The 16384-nt window shown below is 63.5% G+C and carries 12 protein-coding genes, 1 tRNA gene, 1 pseudogene and 2 riboswitches; of the genes and pseudogenes, 12 read left to right on the top strand and 2 right to left on the bottom strand.

All coding sequences use genetic code 11. The features are described from left to right. Window positions 1-160 precede the first annotated feature (160 nt). Window positions 161-261: riboswitch (guanidine-I (ykkC/yxkD leader) on the top strand. 185 nt (window positions 262-446) lie between these two features. Continuing rightward, a complete protein-coding gene (locus tag BLS08_RS14885; protein ID WP_017677865.1) occupies window positions 447-1262 on the top strand; it encodes an ABC transporter permease in 816 nt (271 codons plus the stop codon). Between the two features lie 41 nt (window positions 1263-1303). Continuing rightward, the gene (locus tag BLS08_RS14880) at window positions 1304-2119 is read left to right on the top strand and encodes an ABC transporter ATP-binding protein (RefSeq protein ID WP_051037325.1); all 816 of its coding nucleotides are present in this window, start codon (window positions 1304-1306) and stop codon (window positions 2117-2119) included. Between the two features lie 301 nt (window positions 2120-2420). Here the strand turns inward: BLS08_RS14880 and BLS08_RS14875 are convergent, their stop codons facing one another. Next, window positions 2421-3353, bottom strand: a complete 933-nt coding sequence (locus tag BLS08_RS14875; RefSeq protein WP_090336884.1) for a hypothetical protein — start codon at window positions 3351-3353, stop codon at window positions 2421-2423. Continuing rightward, the gene (locus BLS08_RS14870) at window positions 3350-4375 is read right to left on the bottom strand and encodes an isopenicillin N synthase family dioxygenase (RefSeq protein ID WP_090336882.1); all 1026 of its coding nucleotides are present in this window, start codon (window positions 4373-4375) and stop codon (window positions 3350-3352) included. Before BLS08_RS14870 ends, BLS08_RS14875 begins: the two co-directional genes overlap by 4 nt. A gap of 333 nt (window positions 4376-4708) precedes the next feature. Then, window positions 4709-4806, top strand: a riboswitch (guanidine-I (ykkC/yxkD leader). A gap of 68 nt (window positions 4807-4874) precedes the next feature. Between BLS08_RS14870 and BLS08_RS14865 the strand changes: the two genes are divergently transcribed. The 10 genes and pseudogenes from BLS08_RS14865 to BLS08_RS14820 form a co-directional block, all read left to right on the top strand. Beyond that, window positions 4875-5942, top strand: coding sequence for a putative urea ABC transporter substrate-binding protein (locus BLS08_RS14865; protein WP_064494282.1), 1068 nt, complete (start codon window positions 4875-4877; stop codon window positions 5940-5942). Window positions 5943-6023: 81 nt separating this feature from the next. Further along, window positions 6024-6752, top strand: coding sequence for an urea amidolyase associated protein UAAP1 (locus tag BLS08_RS14860; protein WP_090336880.1), 729 nt, complete (start codon window positions 6024-6026; stop codon window positions 6750-6752). An 11-nt stretch (window positions 6753-6763) separates the two neighbouring features. Next, complete coding sequence (locus BLS08_RS14855; protein ID WP_021488404.1) at window positions 6764-7399, top strand: urea amidolyase associated protein UAAP2; 636 nt, start codon at window positions 6764-6766, stop codon at window positions 7397-7399. 164 nt (window positions 7400-7563) lie between these two features. Further along, window positions 7564-11274 (top strand): urea carboxylase, encoded by a 3711-nt coding sequence (gene uca / locus BLS08_RS14850; RefSeq protein ID WP_090336878.1) that lies wholly within the window; start codon window positions 7564-7566, stop codon window positions 11272-11274. 531 nt (window positions 11275-11805) lie between these two features. Continuing rightward, a complete protein-coding gene (locus BLS08_RS14845) occupies window positions 11806-13272 on the top strand; it encodes a sensor domain-containing diguanylate cyclase (RefSeq protein WP_017677873.1) in 1467 nt (488 codons plus the stop codon). Further along, window positions 13272-13475, top strand: coding sequence for a cysteine-rich CWC family protein (locus BLS08_RS14840; protein WP_017677874.1), 204 nt, complete (start codon window positions 13272-13274; stop codon window positions 13473-13475). The genes BLS08_RS14845 and BLS08_RS14840 overlap by 1 nt, the downstream gene beginning before the upstream one ends. A gap of 3 nt (window positions 13476-13478) precedes the next feature. Further along, window positions 13479-14171: a pseudouridine synthase gene (locus BLS08_RS14835; protein ID WP_017677875.1), complete on the top strand. Its 693-nt coding sequence runs from the start codon at window positions 13479-13481 to the stop codon at window positions 14169-14171. 393 nt (window positions 14172-14564) lie between these two features. After that, window positions 14565-15452, top strand: coding sequence for an alpha/beta fold hydrolase (locus BLS08_RS14830; protein ID WP_017677876.1), 888 nt, complete (start codon window positions 14565-14567; stop codon window positions 15450-15452). 85 nt (window positions 15453-15537) lie between these two features. Then, window positions 15538-15611 (top strand) — tRNA-Gly (locus tag BLS08_RS14825). A 535-nt stretch (window positions 15612-16146) separates the two neighbouring features. Next, window positions 16147-16384 (top strand): annotated as a pseudogene (locus tag BLS08_RS14820) (IS4 family transposase); the annotation flags it as partial.

The following is a 16384-nucleotide window of genomic DNA, read 5'->3' as shown; positions in this document are numbered from 1 at the left end:
ACAGCAGACGCACCACGATCCGCACCAATAACGCGCACTCACAACGATGAGCGACGACGAAACCCGCCAGCTAGGCGCCTCGGCTAGCTGGCACGATGTTCGCTACGGACCCTGCGTGCAGGAACAACCCGGCTCGCCGGGATCGCGGCACCACAATTTGCCAATAGCCGGCTAGGGTTCCGGCTCGCCACAGGCGAGCGACTGGTCCGAGAGCTAGCGACCTCCAGCGAGGTTACACGGCGGGACAAAAGCCCGGGAGAACGCGCCCCATCCGTGGGGAACCGCCGCGAACTCCTGCCCGCCCCTGTCAAACTGGAGGTTCATCATGGGTACGCCCCACTCGCATCAGCGGCAACCAGCCGTCCCCCCCAAAGGCCCGAAACCAGCGCGCTCTTGCGCTTGCTAGCTGCGCACGCATTTCGTTCCAGGCCCGACGAGGACTATCCATGCGCCTGATCAACCGCCACCCGGATCGCAGCAGCCGCCTGCTGCTGATCCTGCTGCCCTTCGCCCTGCTGCTGTTCGTCTATTTCAGCGCCTCGACCAGCCGCCTGGCTGAGAACCCCAACGACAAGCTGCTGCCCAGCGCCAGCCAGATGGTCGATGCCATCGACCGCCTGGCCTTCACCGAAGACAAACGCAGCGGCCAGTACCTGTTCTGGCAGGACACCGCCTCCAGCCTGCAACGCCTGGGTCTGGGCCTTGGCATCGCCGCGCTGCTGGGCCTGGTGCTGGGCATCGCCGCCGGTAGCGTGCCGCTGTTCGGCGCGCCGCTGTCGCCGCTGCTCACGGTGCTATCGATGATTCCGCCGCTGGCGATCCTGCCGATTCTGTTCATCGTCTTCGGCCTCGGCGAGCTGTCCAAGGTGATGCTGATCGTCATCGGCATCACCCCCTGCATCGCTCGTGACATCGAACAGCGTGCACGCGAGATTCCCGGCGAGCTGCTGATCAAGGCGCAGACCCTCGGTGCCAACTCCTGGACGCTGATCCTGCGCCTGGTGCTGCCGCAACTGATGCCACGCCTGCTGATCTCGCTGCGTCTGATGCTCGGCTCGGCCTGGCTGTTTCTGATCGCCGCCGAGGCCATCGCCTCGACCGACGGCCTCGGTTACCGCATTTTCCTGGTGCGTCGCTACATGGCCATGGACGTGATCCTGCCCTACGTCGTGTGGATCACCCTGCTGGCCTGGCTGATGGATCTGGGCCTGCGCCAGGTGCTGCGCCTGTGCTTCCCCTGGCATGAAGGAGGCAAGGCATGACCCTGTTCAGTCAACATATCGTCCCGCTAAGTGAACCTGCCATGAGCGACTCCCGTACGGCCCCTGCAAGCACAGGGAAAACCGCCTTTATCGAAGCGCGCAACCTGTGGCAGGAATACGGCGACCTGGTGGTGCTCGAACGCCTCAACATCAAGGTCGACGAGGGTGAGTTCTGCACCCTGGTCGGCGCCTCCGGCTGTGGCAAATCCACCTTTCTGCGCATGCTGCTCGGCCAGGAACGTCCGAGCCGTGGCGAACTGCTGCTGGGCGGCCAGGCGCTGCCCAACGAGCCCGATCCGAGCCGTGGCGTGGTGTTCCAGCGCTACTCGGTATTCCCCCACCTGAGCGTGCTGGACAACGTCGCTCTGGGCCTGGAGCTGCCGAAGTCGAAGCTGCTGGGCCGACTGTTCGGCGCGGCCAAGCGCGAAGCTCGCGAACGCGCCGCCGAAATCCTCACCAAGGTCGGCCTCGGCCATGCCCTGAACAAATACCCCAGCGCGCTTTCCGGTGGCATGCAGCAACGCCTGGCCATCGCCCAGGCGCTGGTGATGCAACCGCGCATGCTGCTGCTCGACGAGCCGTTCGGCGCACTCGACCCCGGTATCCGCAAGGACATGCACGCGCTGCTGCTGGAGCTGTGGCAGGAGACCCGCCTGACCGTGTTCATGGTCACCCACGACCTGTCCGAAGGCTTCAGCCTCGGCACCCGCCTGCTGGTGTTCGACAAGGTGCGCCACGACCCGCAGGCGCCCAACGCCTATGGCGCGCGGATCACCTACGACATCCCGCTGAACGCCGCGCGCCGGGCGCAGACACAATTGCCCAGCGAACTGGCCGAGCGTATTGCCACCCGCTGATTAAGCGGCAATTTCGGTGCGCACGGCGCACCCTACGCAGCGCAAGTGGCGTGGTAACCCGTAGGGTGCGCCATGCGCACCGACTGCGCCTCCGGTCACAGAGGCGCAGCTGTAGCTTGGCTGAAATCCGGGGATCATCGGGGCCGTTTTCCCGGATTGCAGCCGAGCTACGGAGCCGTCGTTTCGATCCAACCAAAGCGTCGCGGCTGAAGCCCCTCCCACAAATCGAGTGGTTCCGAATCCCTGTGGGAGGCGCTTCAGCGGCGAGCTTTTCAGCGGAGCATCACGCAAGCACCGATAGCTAGCTCAACACCTCGAGATAGCGCGACAGCGTTTCGCTCTCCGCGGCAAACCAGCGCTGCGCCTCGCCGGTAGTCGGCGTGGCGAGTTCCGCCCGCCAATCCGGCTCCAGCGTATCGATGATGAAGGTGCGTACCACCGCACGCCCGTCCGGGCGTTGCAGGTGCTGACAGACGCGCCCCGCTCCAGGCAACTCAAAGCCCTCCAGCGAGACGCTCTGCCCCACCCGTGCCGGCAATGTGGACAGCGCCACCTGATAACGTCCCTGCCCATCGGCATAGGCCAGCGAGGTTTCGCAGTCGAACAACAGCGCCAACGCTTCACCATCACCATGCGCCCGCTCCGCGCGCTCGCGCAGTTGCAGCGCTGACTCACCCAGCTCGACCGCCCGCCCCTGCACCCAGCCAAGCCGGTCGCCGCAGAGAATCAGGCCACCACCGCGCTGCAGCACCTCGCCGGTTTCAGCGTCGCATTCCTCCAGCAAACGCAGGCCGATCAATGGCCCGCTGCTGGCCTGCAAACGCCAGTCCTCGACATAGGCGCCACTGGTGCCGAACTCGATCATGCAGTTGCCGATGCGCTGCAACTGCGCCGGCTCCGGCCAGCGGTTGTGCAGTTGCAGGGACACGCCGCCGTGCCAGCTCAGATAACCGTTCTCCCAGACGCTATCGGCCACCCAACCCTCGTGATTGGCAAGCTGGCGCAACTCGGCGGCGTCGTAGTCCTGCCAGGCCCGTACAGGCAGCGCGGGCGCATCCGGCAGGCGCAGGTCGATGGTGAAGGTGCGGCTTTGCAGCCAATGCACCTGGGTCCGCTCGTCACTGCGGCCATCGGCGAAACTGATGGTGCGCCGGCGAAAGTGCCCGAGCATCCAGTCCGGCACACCACCTTCGGCGCGTTGTGGGTAACGTGCAGCCAGCTCCAGCAGGTTCATACCGTCACCTCCCGGCGGCCTTGACCAAAGCTGGACAAACCCGCCGCACCATCCGGCAGTTGCAGCGAACCATCCTCCAGGCGCTCGCGCAGATAGCGGAAGGTCTGCGCCGTCTGCGCGAACAGGTGGTCGCCACAGCTCACAGGCGTGTACACACGCTCGCCACGCGCCGGCAGACCGGCAATCGGCGCGATGCGCGTCGGGTAGTCGCAGGCGCAGAACAGCGGGAAGGCGAAGCGCTCCTCGCTGACCTTGCGCACGCGGTGCGAGGTGGCGACGAAATGGCCATTGCTGAGCACCTCGAGCATGTCGCCGATATTGATCACGAAGGCGTCCTCCACCAGCGGCACGTCGATCCACTGGCCATCGCCGTTGAGCACCTGCAAGCCTTCAGCGGTAGGCAAGAGGATGGTGAAGCACTCGTAGTCGGTGTGCGCGCCGATACCAGGGCGGTCAGCCACCGGATCGGGATCGAGCGGGTAATGGATCATGCGCAACTGGCTGGTGGGCTGCCGGGTGATGCCAGCGAAGGTGTCCTCGGCCAGCCCCAGCGCCAGGGCGAAGCCACGAAACAGCGTGTCGCCCAGCGCCAGCGCCGCGCGGTAGTAAGCGCTGACCTCGCGCTTGAAGTCCGCCGAGTCCGGCCACTGGGTCGGGCCGAGCAGCGGATAGACCTGGGCCGCCTCGGTGTAGTCGTAATTGACGTCGTAGGCCTCTTTCAGATCCTTGCTGCCGCCGACAAACTGCTCCTCGCCCTCCGGCACGTAACCGCTGTGGTTGCTCGACTGACCGATGTAAAAACGCATCTTCTCCTCCAGCGGGCGGGCGAAGAAGCGGCGCGCTTGGTCGACCAAACCGTCGCGCAGCTCACGCGAAATGCCGTGCCCGGTAATCTGCAGGAAGCCGACCTCGCGCGCGGCACGGCCCAGCTCATCGGCTACGCGCTGGCGCTCGGCAAAATGCTCGCTATACAAGCCCGAGACGTCGATCAGGGGAATGGAGGTGAAATGGGTATGCGCCATGGCAATCTCCCTTGAACAAGTGAGTTACCTGGTCGTCCAGACGAGCAGCGGGTCGGGTCGTCCCGAGAGCGGCAGCAAGGCCGCCCCTGCAACAGGGTCGATAGCGATTTCCATGCCACCGCCCTGACGCCGCCAGGGCGCGATGCCACGAGCCGAATTGCCCCCGAACGGTGCAATGAACGCCACTCAAGCCCCATCAGGCAGCACGCAAACCGCAAGCAGCCTTGCCAGAGTGCCCAGCCACGGGCATCGGCGAGCTGGCACGCTATTCGCTAAAGCTTGGGTGTGCAGGTTCTAACCGGGGTTTCCCGGAATCGCGGCACCACAATTTGCGAAATGGATGACTAGGGTTCCGACTTGCCTGGCAAGTGCTGGTCCGAGAGTCATCGACCTCCAGTGAGGTTACACGGCGGGATAAAAGCCCGGGAGAACGCGCCTTTCGAACGATTCGAAACGTGCCGCGACTCCTGCCCGTACTCACCAACACTGGAGGTTCCAAATGCGCAAGTACCGTCTGCTCTCCTTCGCCGCTGCCGGTCTGGCCGCGGTGCTCAGCTTCAGCGCTCATGCCGAGAAGAAAGACAGCTTCAGCGTCTGCTGGACGCTCTACGCCGGCTGGATGCCCTGGGGCCACGCCAGTACCTCCGGCATCATCGACAAATGGGCGAAGAAATACGGCATCGACATCGATGTCGTGCAGCTCAACGACTACGTCGAATCCATCAACCAGTACAGCGTCGGTCAGTTCGACGGCTGCACCATGACCAACATGGATGCCCTGACCATCCCCGCCGCCGGTGGTGTGGACAGCACCGCGCTGATCGTCGGTGATTACTCCAACGGCAACGACGGCCTGCTGATCAAGGGCGAGGGCAAGACCCTGGCCGACATCAAAGGCATGCAGGTCAACCTGGTGGAGCTGTCGGTCTCCCACTACTTCCTCGCCCGCGCGCTGGAGTCGGCAGGCATGAGCGAGCGTGACGTGACGGTGGTGAACACCTCCGACGCCGACATCATCGCCGCCTATACCACCCCCAGCGTGCAGGCCGCCGCCACCTGGAACCCGATGCTCGCCGAAATCATCGCCCAGCCCGGCAGCACCCAGGTGTTCGACTCCTCGAAGATCCCCGGTGAAATCCTCGACATGATGGTGGTCAATACCCAGACCCTGAAGGACAACCCAGACTTCGGCAAAGCCCTGGTCGGCGCCTGGTTCGAGATTCTCGAACTGATGCAATCCGGCACGCCCGAAGCCACCGAAGCCCTGACCGAAATGGCCAAGGCCTCCGGCACCGACCTGGCCGGCTACCAGGCGCAACTGGCGACCACCAAGCTGTTCTACACGCCGCAGGAAACCCTGGACTTCGTCACCAGCCCGGCCCTGCCGGAGACCATGACCAAGGTCGCCAACTTCAGCTTCGAGCACGGCATCCTTGGTGAAGGCGCGCGCAGCGCTGACGCCATCGGCATGACCTTCGCGGGCGACGTGACTACCGGCGACAGTGCCAACATCAAGCTGCGTTTCGACCCGAGCTACGTACAGATGGCCGTCGACGGCAAGCTCTGACCGCCGCACCCCACACCATCGCAATGATGATCAGGCGCCACTGCCGGCGCCTGACGATCCGGCTTTGACCCCGAGGTACCCATGAACACTGCCCTTACCCTGCGCCCGAGCCTGTACGAAGAAATCGTACCCGGCGGCGGCCATACCTCTTTCATCCTCAAGCGTGGCCAGCTGCTGCGCATCGCCGATATGGAAGGCGGCGCCAACGTCAGCGTGCTGCTGTTCAACGCGGCCGAAAAAAGCGAGCGCCTGAACCTTCCCGACACCCTCAAGTGCCAGCACACCGCCAAGCTCACCGCCGGCCACTGCCTGTACTCGGACATGGGCAAGGTGCTGGCCGCCATCACCGCCGATACCTGCGGTTGGCACGACAGCTTCGGCGGCGTGTTGAACGCCGACGAAGTGTTGGAGAAGTACGGCCAGGGCCGCTATCAGGAACTGCGCAACGGCTTCTTCCGCAACGGCATGGACAACCTGCTGGTGGAAATGGGCAAGTGGGATCTGAACCTGCTCGACCTGCTGATGAACCTCAACCTGTTCAGCCGCGTGGATGTCGACGCCGAGGGCACCTTCCACTTCCAGCCCAACAACAGCAAGGCCGGCGACTACATCGAGCTGTACGCGCCGATGGACACCCTGGTGGTGCTCACCGCCCTGCAACACCCGATGGATCCCAACCCACAGTACGCGCCCAAACCAGTGCAATTGACCTGGAGCAAGGTCGACAGCGACGGCATCACCGTGCTCTGCCGCACCTCGCGCCCGGAGAACGGCCGCGGCTTCCACAACACCGAACGCCAGTACATCTGAGGGCTGCCGAAATGACCCTTACCGCCAGCAACCTGCATCCCGAAACCGCCGTGTTCCGCCACACCATCCCGGCGGGCGAACCTTACCTGTTCGAGGTCAAGGCCGGGCAGACCCTGCGCCTGCACGACCTCGAAGGCAATCAGGCGATCGACACCCTGTTCTTCGCCGCACGCAACCCACGCGAACGCTTCGACCCGCAGCGCACCCTGCGCAAGCAGAACAACGTCTACCTGACCACCGGCACGGTGCTCTACTCCAACCTCGGCAAGCCGCTGCTGACCATCGTCGCCGACACCTGTGGTCGCCACGACACCCTCGGCGGCGCCTGCGCTCAAGAGAGCAACACCGTGCGCTACGCGCTGGACAAGCGCTATATGCACAGCTGCCGCGACAACTTCCTGCGCGCCAGCCTGCACGACGGCCGCCTGAGCAAGCGCGACATCGGCGCCAACATCAACTTTTTCATGAACGTTCCGGTAACGCCGGAGGGCGGCCTGACCTTCGAGGACGGCATCTCCGCACCCGGCAAGTACGTGGAGCTAAAAGCAGAGACCGATGTGATCGTGCTGATCTCCAACTGCCCGCAGTTGAACAACCCGTGCAACGGCTGGAACCCAACCCCCGCCGAAGTGCTGGTGTGGAACTGACGTAGGGCGGGTGAAACCCGCCAAGGCCCGGCGGGTTTCACCCGCCCTACAAAATTTGTCCCCAGCACGCGCAACACGCATCACCCGGATTTTCACCACGGACGACCGTGGCACATGACGAATGACGGCGGGACGGCCCGCCATGACCTTAGAGGGTCACCCTGATGTTTGAGAAACTGCTGATCGCCAACCGTGGCGCCATCGCCTGCCGCATCCTGCGCACCCTGCGTGAACTGAACGTCGGCGGCGTGGCCGTGTACTCCGAAGCCGACGCCGCCAGCCTGCATATCCAGCAGGCCGACGAGGCCTTCTCCCTCGGCGACGGCCCGGCCGCGCAGACCTACCTGGCGGTCGACAAGATTCTCGCTGCCGCCAAAAGTAGCGGCGCTAAAGCCATCCACCCCGGCTACGGCTTTCTCTCCGAAAACGCCGCCTTCGCCGAAGCCTGCGAAGCCGCCGGCATTGCCTTCGTCGGCCCGACGCCCGAACAACTGCGCGTGTTCGGCCTCAAGCACACCGCTCGTGCCCTGGCCAAACAGCACGGCGTGCCGATGCTCGAAGGTACCGAGCTGCTGGAAAACCTCGACGCTGCTCTGGTAGCCGGCGAGCAGGTCGGCTACCCGGTGATGCTGAAAAGCACCGCCGGCGGTGGCGGTATCGGCATGCGTGTGTGCCGTTCGGCGGCGGAGCTGAGCGAGGCCTTCGAGGCGGTCAAACGTCTGGGGCAGAACAACTTCAGCGACAGCGGCGTATTTATCGAGAAGTACATCCAGCGCGCCCGCCACCTGGAAGTACAGGTGTTCGGCGACGGCCAGGGTGAAGTGCTCGCCCTCGGCGTGCGCGACTGCTCGGTACAACGGCGCAACCAGAAGGTGCTGGAAGAAACCCCGGCACCGAACCTGCCAGCCGGCATGGCGAATGAGCTGTGCGCGGCGGCGATCAAGCTGGCCAAGGCGGTGAATTATCGCAGCGCCGGCACCGTCGAATTCGTCTACGACAGCGAGGCCGAGCGCTTCTACTTCCTCGAAGTGAACACCCGCCTGCAGGTCGAACACGGCGTCACCGAACAGGTGTGGGGCGTCGACCTGGTGCGTTGGATGATCGAGCTGGCGGCCGGCGACCTGGCGCCACTCAGCGAACTGGCCAAAGCACTCAAACCGTCCGGCCATGCCATCCAGGCGCGCCTGTACGCCGAAGACCCAGGCCGGGATTTCCAGCCCAGCCCCGGCCTACTGACCGCCGTGCAATTTCCCGAAGCCGACGGCAAGGCCCTGCGTGTCGACACCTGGGTCGAAGCCGGCTGCGAGATTCCGCCCTACTTCGACCCGATGATCGCCAAGCTGATCACCTGGCAGCCAACCCGCGAACAAGCCAGCGCCGCTCTGGACAAAGCCCTTGGCGATTCCGTGCTGTACGGCGTGGAATGCAACCGCGACTACCTGCGCCAGATCCTCAGCGATGCGCCTTTCGCCAGCGGCCATCCCTGGACGCGCTGCCTGGAAAACCTCGTCTATCAGGCCAGCACCTTCGAGGTACTGAGCGCCGGCACCCAGACCAGCGTGCAGGACTGCCCCGGCCGCCTCGGCTACTGGGCCGTTGGTGTGCCGCCGTCCGGGCCGATGGACAGCCGCGCCCTGCGCCTGGGCAACTGTCTGCTCGGCAACGACGAAGGCGCCGCTGCGCTGGAAATCACCATGAGCGGCCCGCTGCTGCGCTTCAATACCGACGCGGTGGTCGCCATCACCGGCGCCGAGATCCCGCTGGCCGTCGATGGCGTGGAACAGCCGATGAACACCGCCCTGCTGATCCAAGCCGGCAGCACCCTGGCCCTCGGCACCATTGCCGGGTCCGGCGCACGTAGCTACCTGAGCATTCGCGGCGGCATTCAGGTGCCGGACTACCTGGGCAGCAAGAGCACCTTCACCCTCGGCCAGTTCGGCGGCCACGGCGGCCGTGCGCTGCGCGCCGGCGACGTGCTGCACCTGCTGCCGTTGAGCGATACCAGTAGCGGCGCGCAGTTGCCTGTCGAACTCTGCCCGGCCCTGCCAGTCGTGCGCGAACTGCGCGTGATCTACGGCCCGCACGGCGCGCCGGAATACTTCACGCCCGGCTATGTCGACAGCTTCCTCGCCACCGACTGGGAAGTGCACTTCAACTCCAGTCGCACCGGCGTACGCCTGATCGGCCCGAAACCGGAATGGGTGCGCGACAGCGGTGGCGAAGCCGGCCTGCACCCGTCCAACATCCACGACAACCCCTACGCCATCGGCGCAGTGGACTTTACCGGCGACATGCCGGTGATCCTCGGCCCGGATGGCCCCAGCCTGGGCGGCTTCGTCTGCCTGGTGACCATCATCGAGGCCGACCTGTGGCAGCTCGGCCAGCTCAAGGCCGGCGACAAGGTGCGCTTCGTGCCGGTGGATATCGCCATGGCAAGGGCGTTGGCCAAAGCCAGTGCCAGCGAATGCACCAGCCTTTGTGGGAGCGGCCGGGCGGCGCTCCGCTTCAGCCGCGATGCAGGCGGCACCGAAATCACGGATAAATCCGCTCCTACAGACGCGACCGTAGCCCGGATGCAATCCGGGGAAATCGCAGCACCTGAGTCCCGGATTGCATCCGGGCTACAAAGTCCAATCCTCCTCGACCTGGGCCACGCCGACACCCGCCTGGTCGCGCGCCTTTCCGGTGACACCCACCTGCTGCTGGAAATCGGCCAGCCGGAACTCGACCTGGTGCTGCGTTTCCGTGGCCATGCGTTGATGCAGGCGCTGGAGGCCAAGCAGCTCGACGGCGTAATCGACCTGACGCCAGGCATCCGCTCGCTACAGGTGCACTACCAACCGGAAACCCTGCCGTTGCAGACGCTGCTCGATATCGTTGCCGGCGAGTGGGACGCGGTATGCGCCGCGCGCGACCTCAAGGTGCCGTCGCGTATCGTCCATCTGCCGCTGTCCTGGGACGACCCGGCCTGCCAGCTGGCCATCGACAAGTACATGACCACCGTACGCAAGGACGCCCCCTGGTGCCCGAGCAACCTGGAGTTCATCCGCCGCATCAACGACCTGCCGAACCTCGACGAGGTGTACCGCACGGTATTCGACGCCAGCTACCTGGTCATGGGCCTGGGTGACGTCTACCTCGGCGCACCGGTGGCCACCCCGCTCGACCCGCGCCATCGCCTGGTCACCACCAAGTACAACCCGGCGCGCACCTGGACGGCGGAAAACTCGGTCGGCATCGGCGGCGCCTACATGTGCGTGTACGGCATGGAAGGCCCCGGCGGCTACCAGTTCGTCGGCCGCACCCTGCAGATGTGGAACCGCTACCGCGCGGTCGAAGCCTTCGACGGCAAGCCCTGGCTGCTGCGTTTCTTCGACCAGATCCGCTTCTACCCGGTATCGGCTGACGAACTGCTGCGTATCCGCCGCGACTTCCCGCTCGGTCGCTACCCGCTGCACATCGAACACAGCGAACTGGCTCTGGCCGACTACCAGCAGTTTCTCGACGACGAAGCCGATGGCATCGCCGCCTTCCGCCAGCAGCAGCGAGCGGCCTTCGACGCCGAACGCCAGCGCTGGATCGACAGCGGCCAGGCGCATTTCGAAGTCGAGGAAGTGGCCGCCGAACTCGGCGATGACGCCCCGCTGGCAGCCGGCCAACACGGCATCGAAAGCCATATCGCCGGCAACCTCTGGCAGGTGCAGGTGGAAGCCGGCGCGCAGGTGCAGGCTGGCGACGTACTGGTGATCCTCGAGTCGATGAAGATGGAAATCCCGCTCACCGCACCGATGGCCGGCACCGTGCGCGAAGTACGCGTACAGCCGGGCTCGCCCGTGCGCGCCGGGCAGCGTGTGGTGGTGTTGGAAGAGGCCTGAAAAGCTAGCCGCTGAAGCGCCTCCCACAGGGCCTTACCAGCCCTTGTAGGAGGCGTCCCAGCCACGACCGCGAAGGAGCAGCTTCAGCCGCGATCCACACAAACGCCGATTCCCTGCCGGAGAAGCGTTGGCCGCATTTTCACAACACTCCCCAAATCCACCGATTCCCTGTGGGAGGGGCTTTAGCCGCGACCGCCTCATGACCCACCGCAATACCCGCAAACCAATCGCGGATAAATCCGCTCCTACAGTCCGTAGCCCGGATGCAATCCGGGAAAACCAGCCACCCGGTCAAATGTCGATACACCCAACCTGTAGGAGCGGCGCCCCGCCGCGAACCTGGCTAACGACGCCTCGCAAAGCTTCGCCCCAGGGTGGGCCTCCTACGCAAGGCTGCCTTGCTCGCCTTGCCGGATTGGCATAACCCCAACTTTCATCCGCCCCACATACAGCACCGATCATGATCACAACTGGCGCTATCCCCTTCCGGCAAGCTAGCATCACGCCATTAGCCCGCTCCCGGATTCACCCATGTCCCTGCGCCCCAAACGGCACACGCAAACCTCGTTGGTGTTACTGCTCCTGTTCCTGCTCGGTAGCGGCTTTCTCACCACCTCGCTGCTGAGCTATTACGCCTCGCGCGACTCGATTCGCGACAGCATCATCAACACCGAACTGCCACTGACCTCCGACACCGTCTATTCGGAAATCCAGAAGGACCTGGTGCGCCCTATCCTCATCTCCTCGATGATGGCCCGTGACACCTTCCTGCGTGACTGGGTGCTGGCCGGCGAACAGGACACCGGACAGATGACTCGCTACCTGCGTGAAGTGCAGGAGCACTACGGCGCCTTTACCAGCTTCTTCGTCTCCGACAGGACCAGCACCTACTACCAGGCCAAGGGCGTGCTCAAGCAGGTCAAGCCGGAAGAGCCGCGTGACGTCTGGTACTACCGCGTACGCGGCCTCAAGGAGCCCTACGAGATCAACGTCGACGTCGACATGGCCAACGCCGACCGTCTGACCATCTTCATCAACTACAAGGTGCTCGACTACGACGGCAGCTTCATTGGCGCCACCGGCGTCGGCCTGGCCGTCGATGCCGTGGTCAAGCTGATCGACGAATATCAGGCGCGCTATGAGCGCAGCGTCTACTTCGTCGACACCACCGGGCGCATCACCCTCACTGGCGCCCAAGGCGGACCAATGGGCGCCCAGGTCGGCGATTCACTGGCCGACGTGCCCGGCCTCGACGGCCTAATGGAAAAACTGCCCACGCCGCAAAGCGGTCAGTTCGAGTACCAGGAGCAGGGCCGCGAGCACTTCCTCAACGTGCGCTACATCCCCGAGCTGGAGTGGTATCTGTTCGTCGACAAGCAGGACAAGGCCCTGGCCGGCATCCGCCAGGGGCTCTACATCAACCTGCTGTTGTGCCTGCTGGTCACCGTCATCGTGCTGACCCTGGTGAGCCTGGCGATTCGTCGCTACCAGCGTCGCATCGCCGCCCTGGCCACCACAGACAGCCTCACCGACCTGCCCAACCGCCGTGGCTTCGACATTCTCGCCGAACAGGCGCTGCAGGAAGCGCAGCGCGACAGCAGCCCGCTGTGCGCCGTACTGCTGGACCTCGACAACTTCAAGCTGATCAACGACCAGCACGGCCACCTTGCCGGCGACCAGGTGTTGCACGATTTCGCCCAGCAACTACGCGGCACGCTGCGCCAGTCCGACATTCTCTGCCGCTGGGGTGGCGAGGAGTTCATCCTGCTGCTGAAGAACACCGACCGCCAGGCTGCCCATGACCTGGCCGAGAAACTGCGCCAGCAATGCGCCGAACAGCGCCATGAAGTCGAAGGCCAGAGCCTGCAGGTCACCGTCAGCCTTGGCCTCAGCCAGTGGCATGCCGGCGAGAGCCTGCACACCCTGCTCGGTCGCACCGACCGCGCGCTGTACCGTGCCAAGCAAGCTGGGCGCGACCGCGTCTGCCTCGATCTCTGATGGACACTCAACACTGCCCGCTATGCGGCAAGAGCAACCAGTGCAGCGTCGCCGCCGGGCGTGACGAGCCCTGCTGGTGCTTCGACGCGCAAATCGACCCTGCCGCGCTGCAGCGCCTGACGCCCGAGCAATGCAACCAGGCCTGCCTGTGCCCCGCCTGCGCTGGTGCACTGAAGGCCACTGAACCCCGCGAGCGCGATTGAGCCATGCGCCTGGATCGCTTCCTCAGCAACTTCCCGCGCTTCAGCCGCCAGGACAGCCGCCTGCTGATCAGCGCCGGCCGCCTGCGTGTGGACGGCGCCGTGGTACACGACCCGCGACATGAGGTGCGCGACTTCCAGCGCGTCGAGCTGGATGACGAACTGCTGCAAGCCGGGCGTAGCGCGCGCTACTGGATGCTGCACAAACCGGTCGGTGTGGTCAGCGCCACCGAGCACGACGAACACCGTACCGTCCTCGACCTGCTCGCCGAGCCGGACAAGCACGACCTGCACCTGGCCGGTCGCCTCGACCTGAACACCAGCGGCCTGCTGCTGATCACCAACGACGGGCGCTGGTCGCGGCGCATCACCCAGCCGCAGCAGCGCAAGCCCAAGGTCTACCACGTCACCACCGAACAGCCGATCACCGCCGAATACGCCGAGGTCTTCGCCCAAGGTTTGTACTTCGCCTTCGAAGACCTCACCACCCTGCCCGCCCAGCTCGACGTACTGAGCAGCCACCAAGCACGGCTGACCCTGTTCGAAGGCCGTTACCACCAGGTCAAGCGTATGTTCGGTTACTTCCGCAATCGCGTCGTCGCCCTGCACCGCGAAAGCATGGGCGAAATCGTCCTCGACCCACAGCTCGCCCCCGGCCAATACCGCGCACTGACGGATGCGGAAATCGCCAGCGTTTGATCGTCGCCCTACGCCTGAATCTGACTACCCGACCAACGGCATCACCAATCGGCTACAAAGATGTGACTCACCCTTGCGTGGCTGCAAGGTAACTGCTTGAATCGAACCATAAGTCTTCAGGTGACCAGCCGGTCACAGAAAGACAGTAAAGTATTTTTTCGGTTGATGGCGCTCTGCGCCGACTGGATTCCTGCCTGGTAACACCGCCCTCTCCAAGGCCCTGAAAAAGCCTGGAGCGCTCGCCTGTTTCGATCCTAACTGATTGAAATTCCTATACTTATAAAAATCTCCAGCCTGACATCATGCTGTCACGCTCAGGCGCTTTTCTAACTGCTCATTCCAGCGCGAACGGTCGCCCGCTCGCCTTGCTCACTTGCGCCAGGAGGAAACGACATGAGGCCAGAAACCGCAGTCGTCGAGATCAACAGGAAGCACAACGTACACACGGAGTTCTACGGCAATCCGGCAGCAAGCAAGACCATCATCCTGGTCAACGGCTCTCTGGCGACCACCGCCTCGTTCGCGCAAACGATCAAGTACCTGCAGCCGCAGTTCAACGTAGTGGCCTTCGACCTGCCCTATGCCGGCCAGTCGAAGCCCTACAACAGCGACTTCACGCCCATCAGCAAGGAAGACGAAGCGGCGATCCTGCTGCACCTGATCGACCTCTACGGCGCCAACTACCTGATGTCCTTCTCCTGGGGCGGTGTCGCCTCCATGCTAGCCCTGGCCCAACGCCCGGCGACGCTGGAGAAGGCCGCCATCTGCTCCTTCTCGCCGATCCTCAACGTGCCGATGCTCGACTACCTGCACAAGGGCCTGCGCTTCTTGAACGCGGTGGATCGCGACAACGTCGCCCTGCTGGTCAACAGCACCATCGGCAAGCACCTGCCGTCGCTGTTCAAGCGCTTCAACCACAAGCACATCAGCACCCTGGATGAGCACGAATACCGGCAGATGTACGCGCACATCAAGCAGGTGCTGAGCATGGAAGCGAACTGCGGCAAGGAATGCCTGCAGGCCATCGACATCCCGCTACTATTCGTCAACGGCGACCGTGACGAATACACCTCGGTGGAGGACGCCTGCCTGTTCGCCCAGCACATCGACCACGCCCAGTTCGCCGTGATCGACGATGCCGGCCACTTCCTCGACATGGAACACAAGGCCGCCTGGCTGCAGAGCCAACGCGTGCTGCTGGACTTTTTCAACGCCCCCAGCAAACGCCTGCAACTGCCAGTCAAAGGCGACCTGCGCGACCTCCAGGCAATGGCGGTATGAGGGGCACCGAGCGCGGAGCGGATGCGTCTACTGCCCTGCTCCGCGCTTTATTCTCAGGTCGAGTTCCGGTATAAAGGCACCCGCTGCGGGTGTCGTATAATGGTAATACCCTAGCTTCCCAAGCTAGAGCCGTGGGTTCGATTCCCATCACCCGCTCCAGACAGCCAAGCAAAAGCCCCGTCATCACTGACGGGGCTTTTTCGTTTCTGGCGTTTGAAGGGCTTGACCGCAAGGGTTTGAGCCGGGAAAGATGGCGCTTTGCGATCAAATAGAAAAGACGCTAGGCGGGAAAATAAATCTGTCCCCTTTTCCACTAAGGCGCAAAGTTGGTTGGTTTTTCAGCGCTCCTCTATAAGTAAGTAGCCCCATATGTGTCCTTCAAGGGAAAACTTACCTTTTTCTTGGGGATACAAATGCACATAAAGATACCTAACAGAAGAATCGAAGCCAGAAACGATGCTATCTACCTCGTAATAATAATTCTCTTCGACCACTCCGATTTGCTCTGAATCAGCAGAAGGCTTTCTGAATAAGGGCTTTCCTATATAGATTGGAGGAGCCGGTATAGTTCCAATGTCATCAACTTTGGAAATTATCCATAAATATCATATAATTAGCGCTCAAATCAGTGCATGGGAGAAGCCCTTTTGACTACCTATACCGCATCGCTTGACACCGCCAGCCAAGCCCTGGTTTGAAAATTGTACAAAAAATAACCAGTCCGCTCGATTGTCCCGCCTTCATCGCCGCCCACCGCCAGAATCCTCAAGACTTTACCCGCCGACGCCAGCTCACCTTCAAGAACCTCGTCCTGTTCCTGCTCAATCAGCCGCGCACGGCCCTGCAAACCGAACTCGATCAGTTCTATCGCGTACTCAATCAGGCGTCGACTGAGACGCAAATGGTCACTGCGCAGGCCTTCTGCAAAGCGC

This window comes from Ectopseudomonas chengduensis (assembly GCF_900102635.1).
GTDB lineage: Bacteria > Pseudomonadota > Gammaproteobacteria > Pseudomonadales > Pseudomonadaceae > Aquipseudomonas > Aquipseudomonas chengduensis.
The sequence above is the reverse complement of the archived record's forward strand: the minus strand, read 5'-3'. Positions and strand labels throughout refer to the sequence as shown.

What these genes read in the sequence shown, in the direction of transcription:
- BLS08_RS14855 (WP_021488404.1), top strand. Translation starts at nt 6,764, where the DNA reads ATGACCCTTACCGCCAGCAACCTGCATCCCGAAACCGCCGTGTTCCGC.
- BLS08_RS14865 (WP_064494282.1), top strand. Translation starts at nt 4,875, where the DNA reads ATGCGCAAGTACCGTCTGCTCTCCTTCGCCGCTGCCGGTCTGGCCGCG.
- uca (WP_090336878.1), top strand. Translation starts at nt 7,564, where the DNA reads ATGTTTGAGAAACTGCTGATCGCCAACCGTGGCGCCATCGCCTGCCGC.
- BLS08_RS14840 (WP_017677874.1), top strand. Translation starts at nt 13,272, where the DNA reads ATGGACACTCAACACTGCCCGCTATGCGGCAAGAGCAACCAGTGCAGC.
- BLS08_RS14835 (WP_017677875.1), top strand. Translation starts at nt 13,479, where the DNA reads ATGCGCCTGGATCGCTTCCTCAGCAACTTCCCGCGCTTCAGCCGCCAG.
- BLS08_RS14870 (WP_090336882.1), bottom strand. Translation starts at nt 4,375, where the DNA reads ATGGCGCATACCCATTTCACCTCCATTCCCCTGATCGACGTCTCGGGC.
- BLS08_RS14860 (WP_090336880.1), top strand. Translation starts at nt 6,024, where the DNA reads ATGAACACTGCCCTTACCCTGCGCCCGAGCCTGTACGAAGAAATCGTA.
- BLS08_RS14845 (WP_017677873.1), top strand. Translation starts at nt 11,806, where the DNA reads ATGTCCCTGCGCCCCAAACGGCACACGCAAACCTCGTTGGTGTTACTG.
- BLS08_RS14875 (WP_090336884.1), bottom strand. Translation starts at nt 3,353, where the DNA reads ATGAACCTGCTGGAGCTGGCTGCACGTTACCCACAACGCGCCGAAGGT.
- BLS08_RS14830 (WP_017677876.1), top strand. Translation starts at nt 14,565, where the DNA reads ATGAGGCCAGAAACCGCAGTCGTCGAGATCAACAGGAAGCACAACGTA.
- BLS08_RS14880 (WP_051037325.1), top strand. Translation starts at nt 1,304, where the DNA reads ATGAGCGACTCCCGTACGGCCCCTGCAAGCACAGGGAAAACCGCCTTT.
- BLS08_RS14885 (WP_017677865.1), top strand. Translation starts at nt 447, where the DNA reads ATGCGCCTGATCAACCGCCACCCGGATCGCAGCAGCCGCCTGCTGCTG.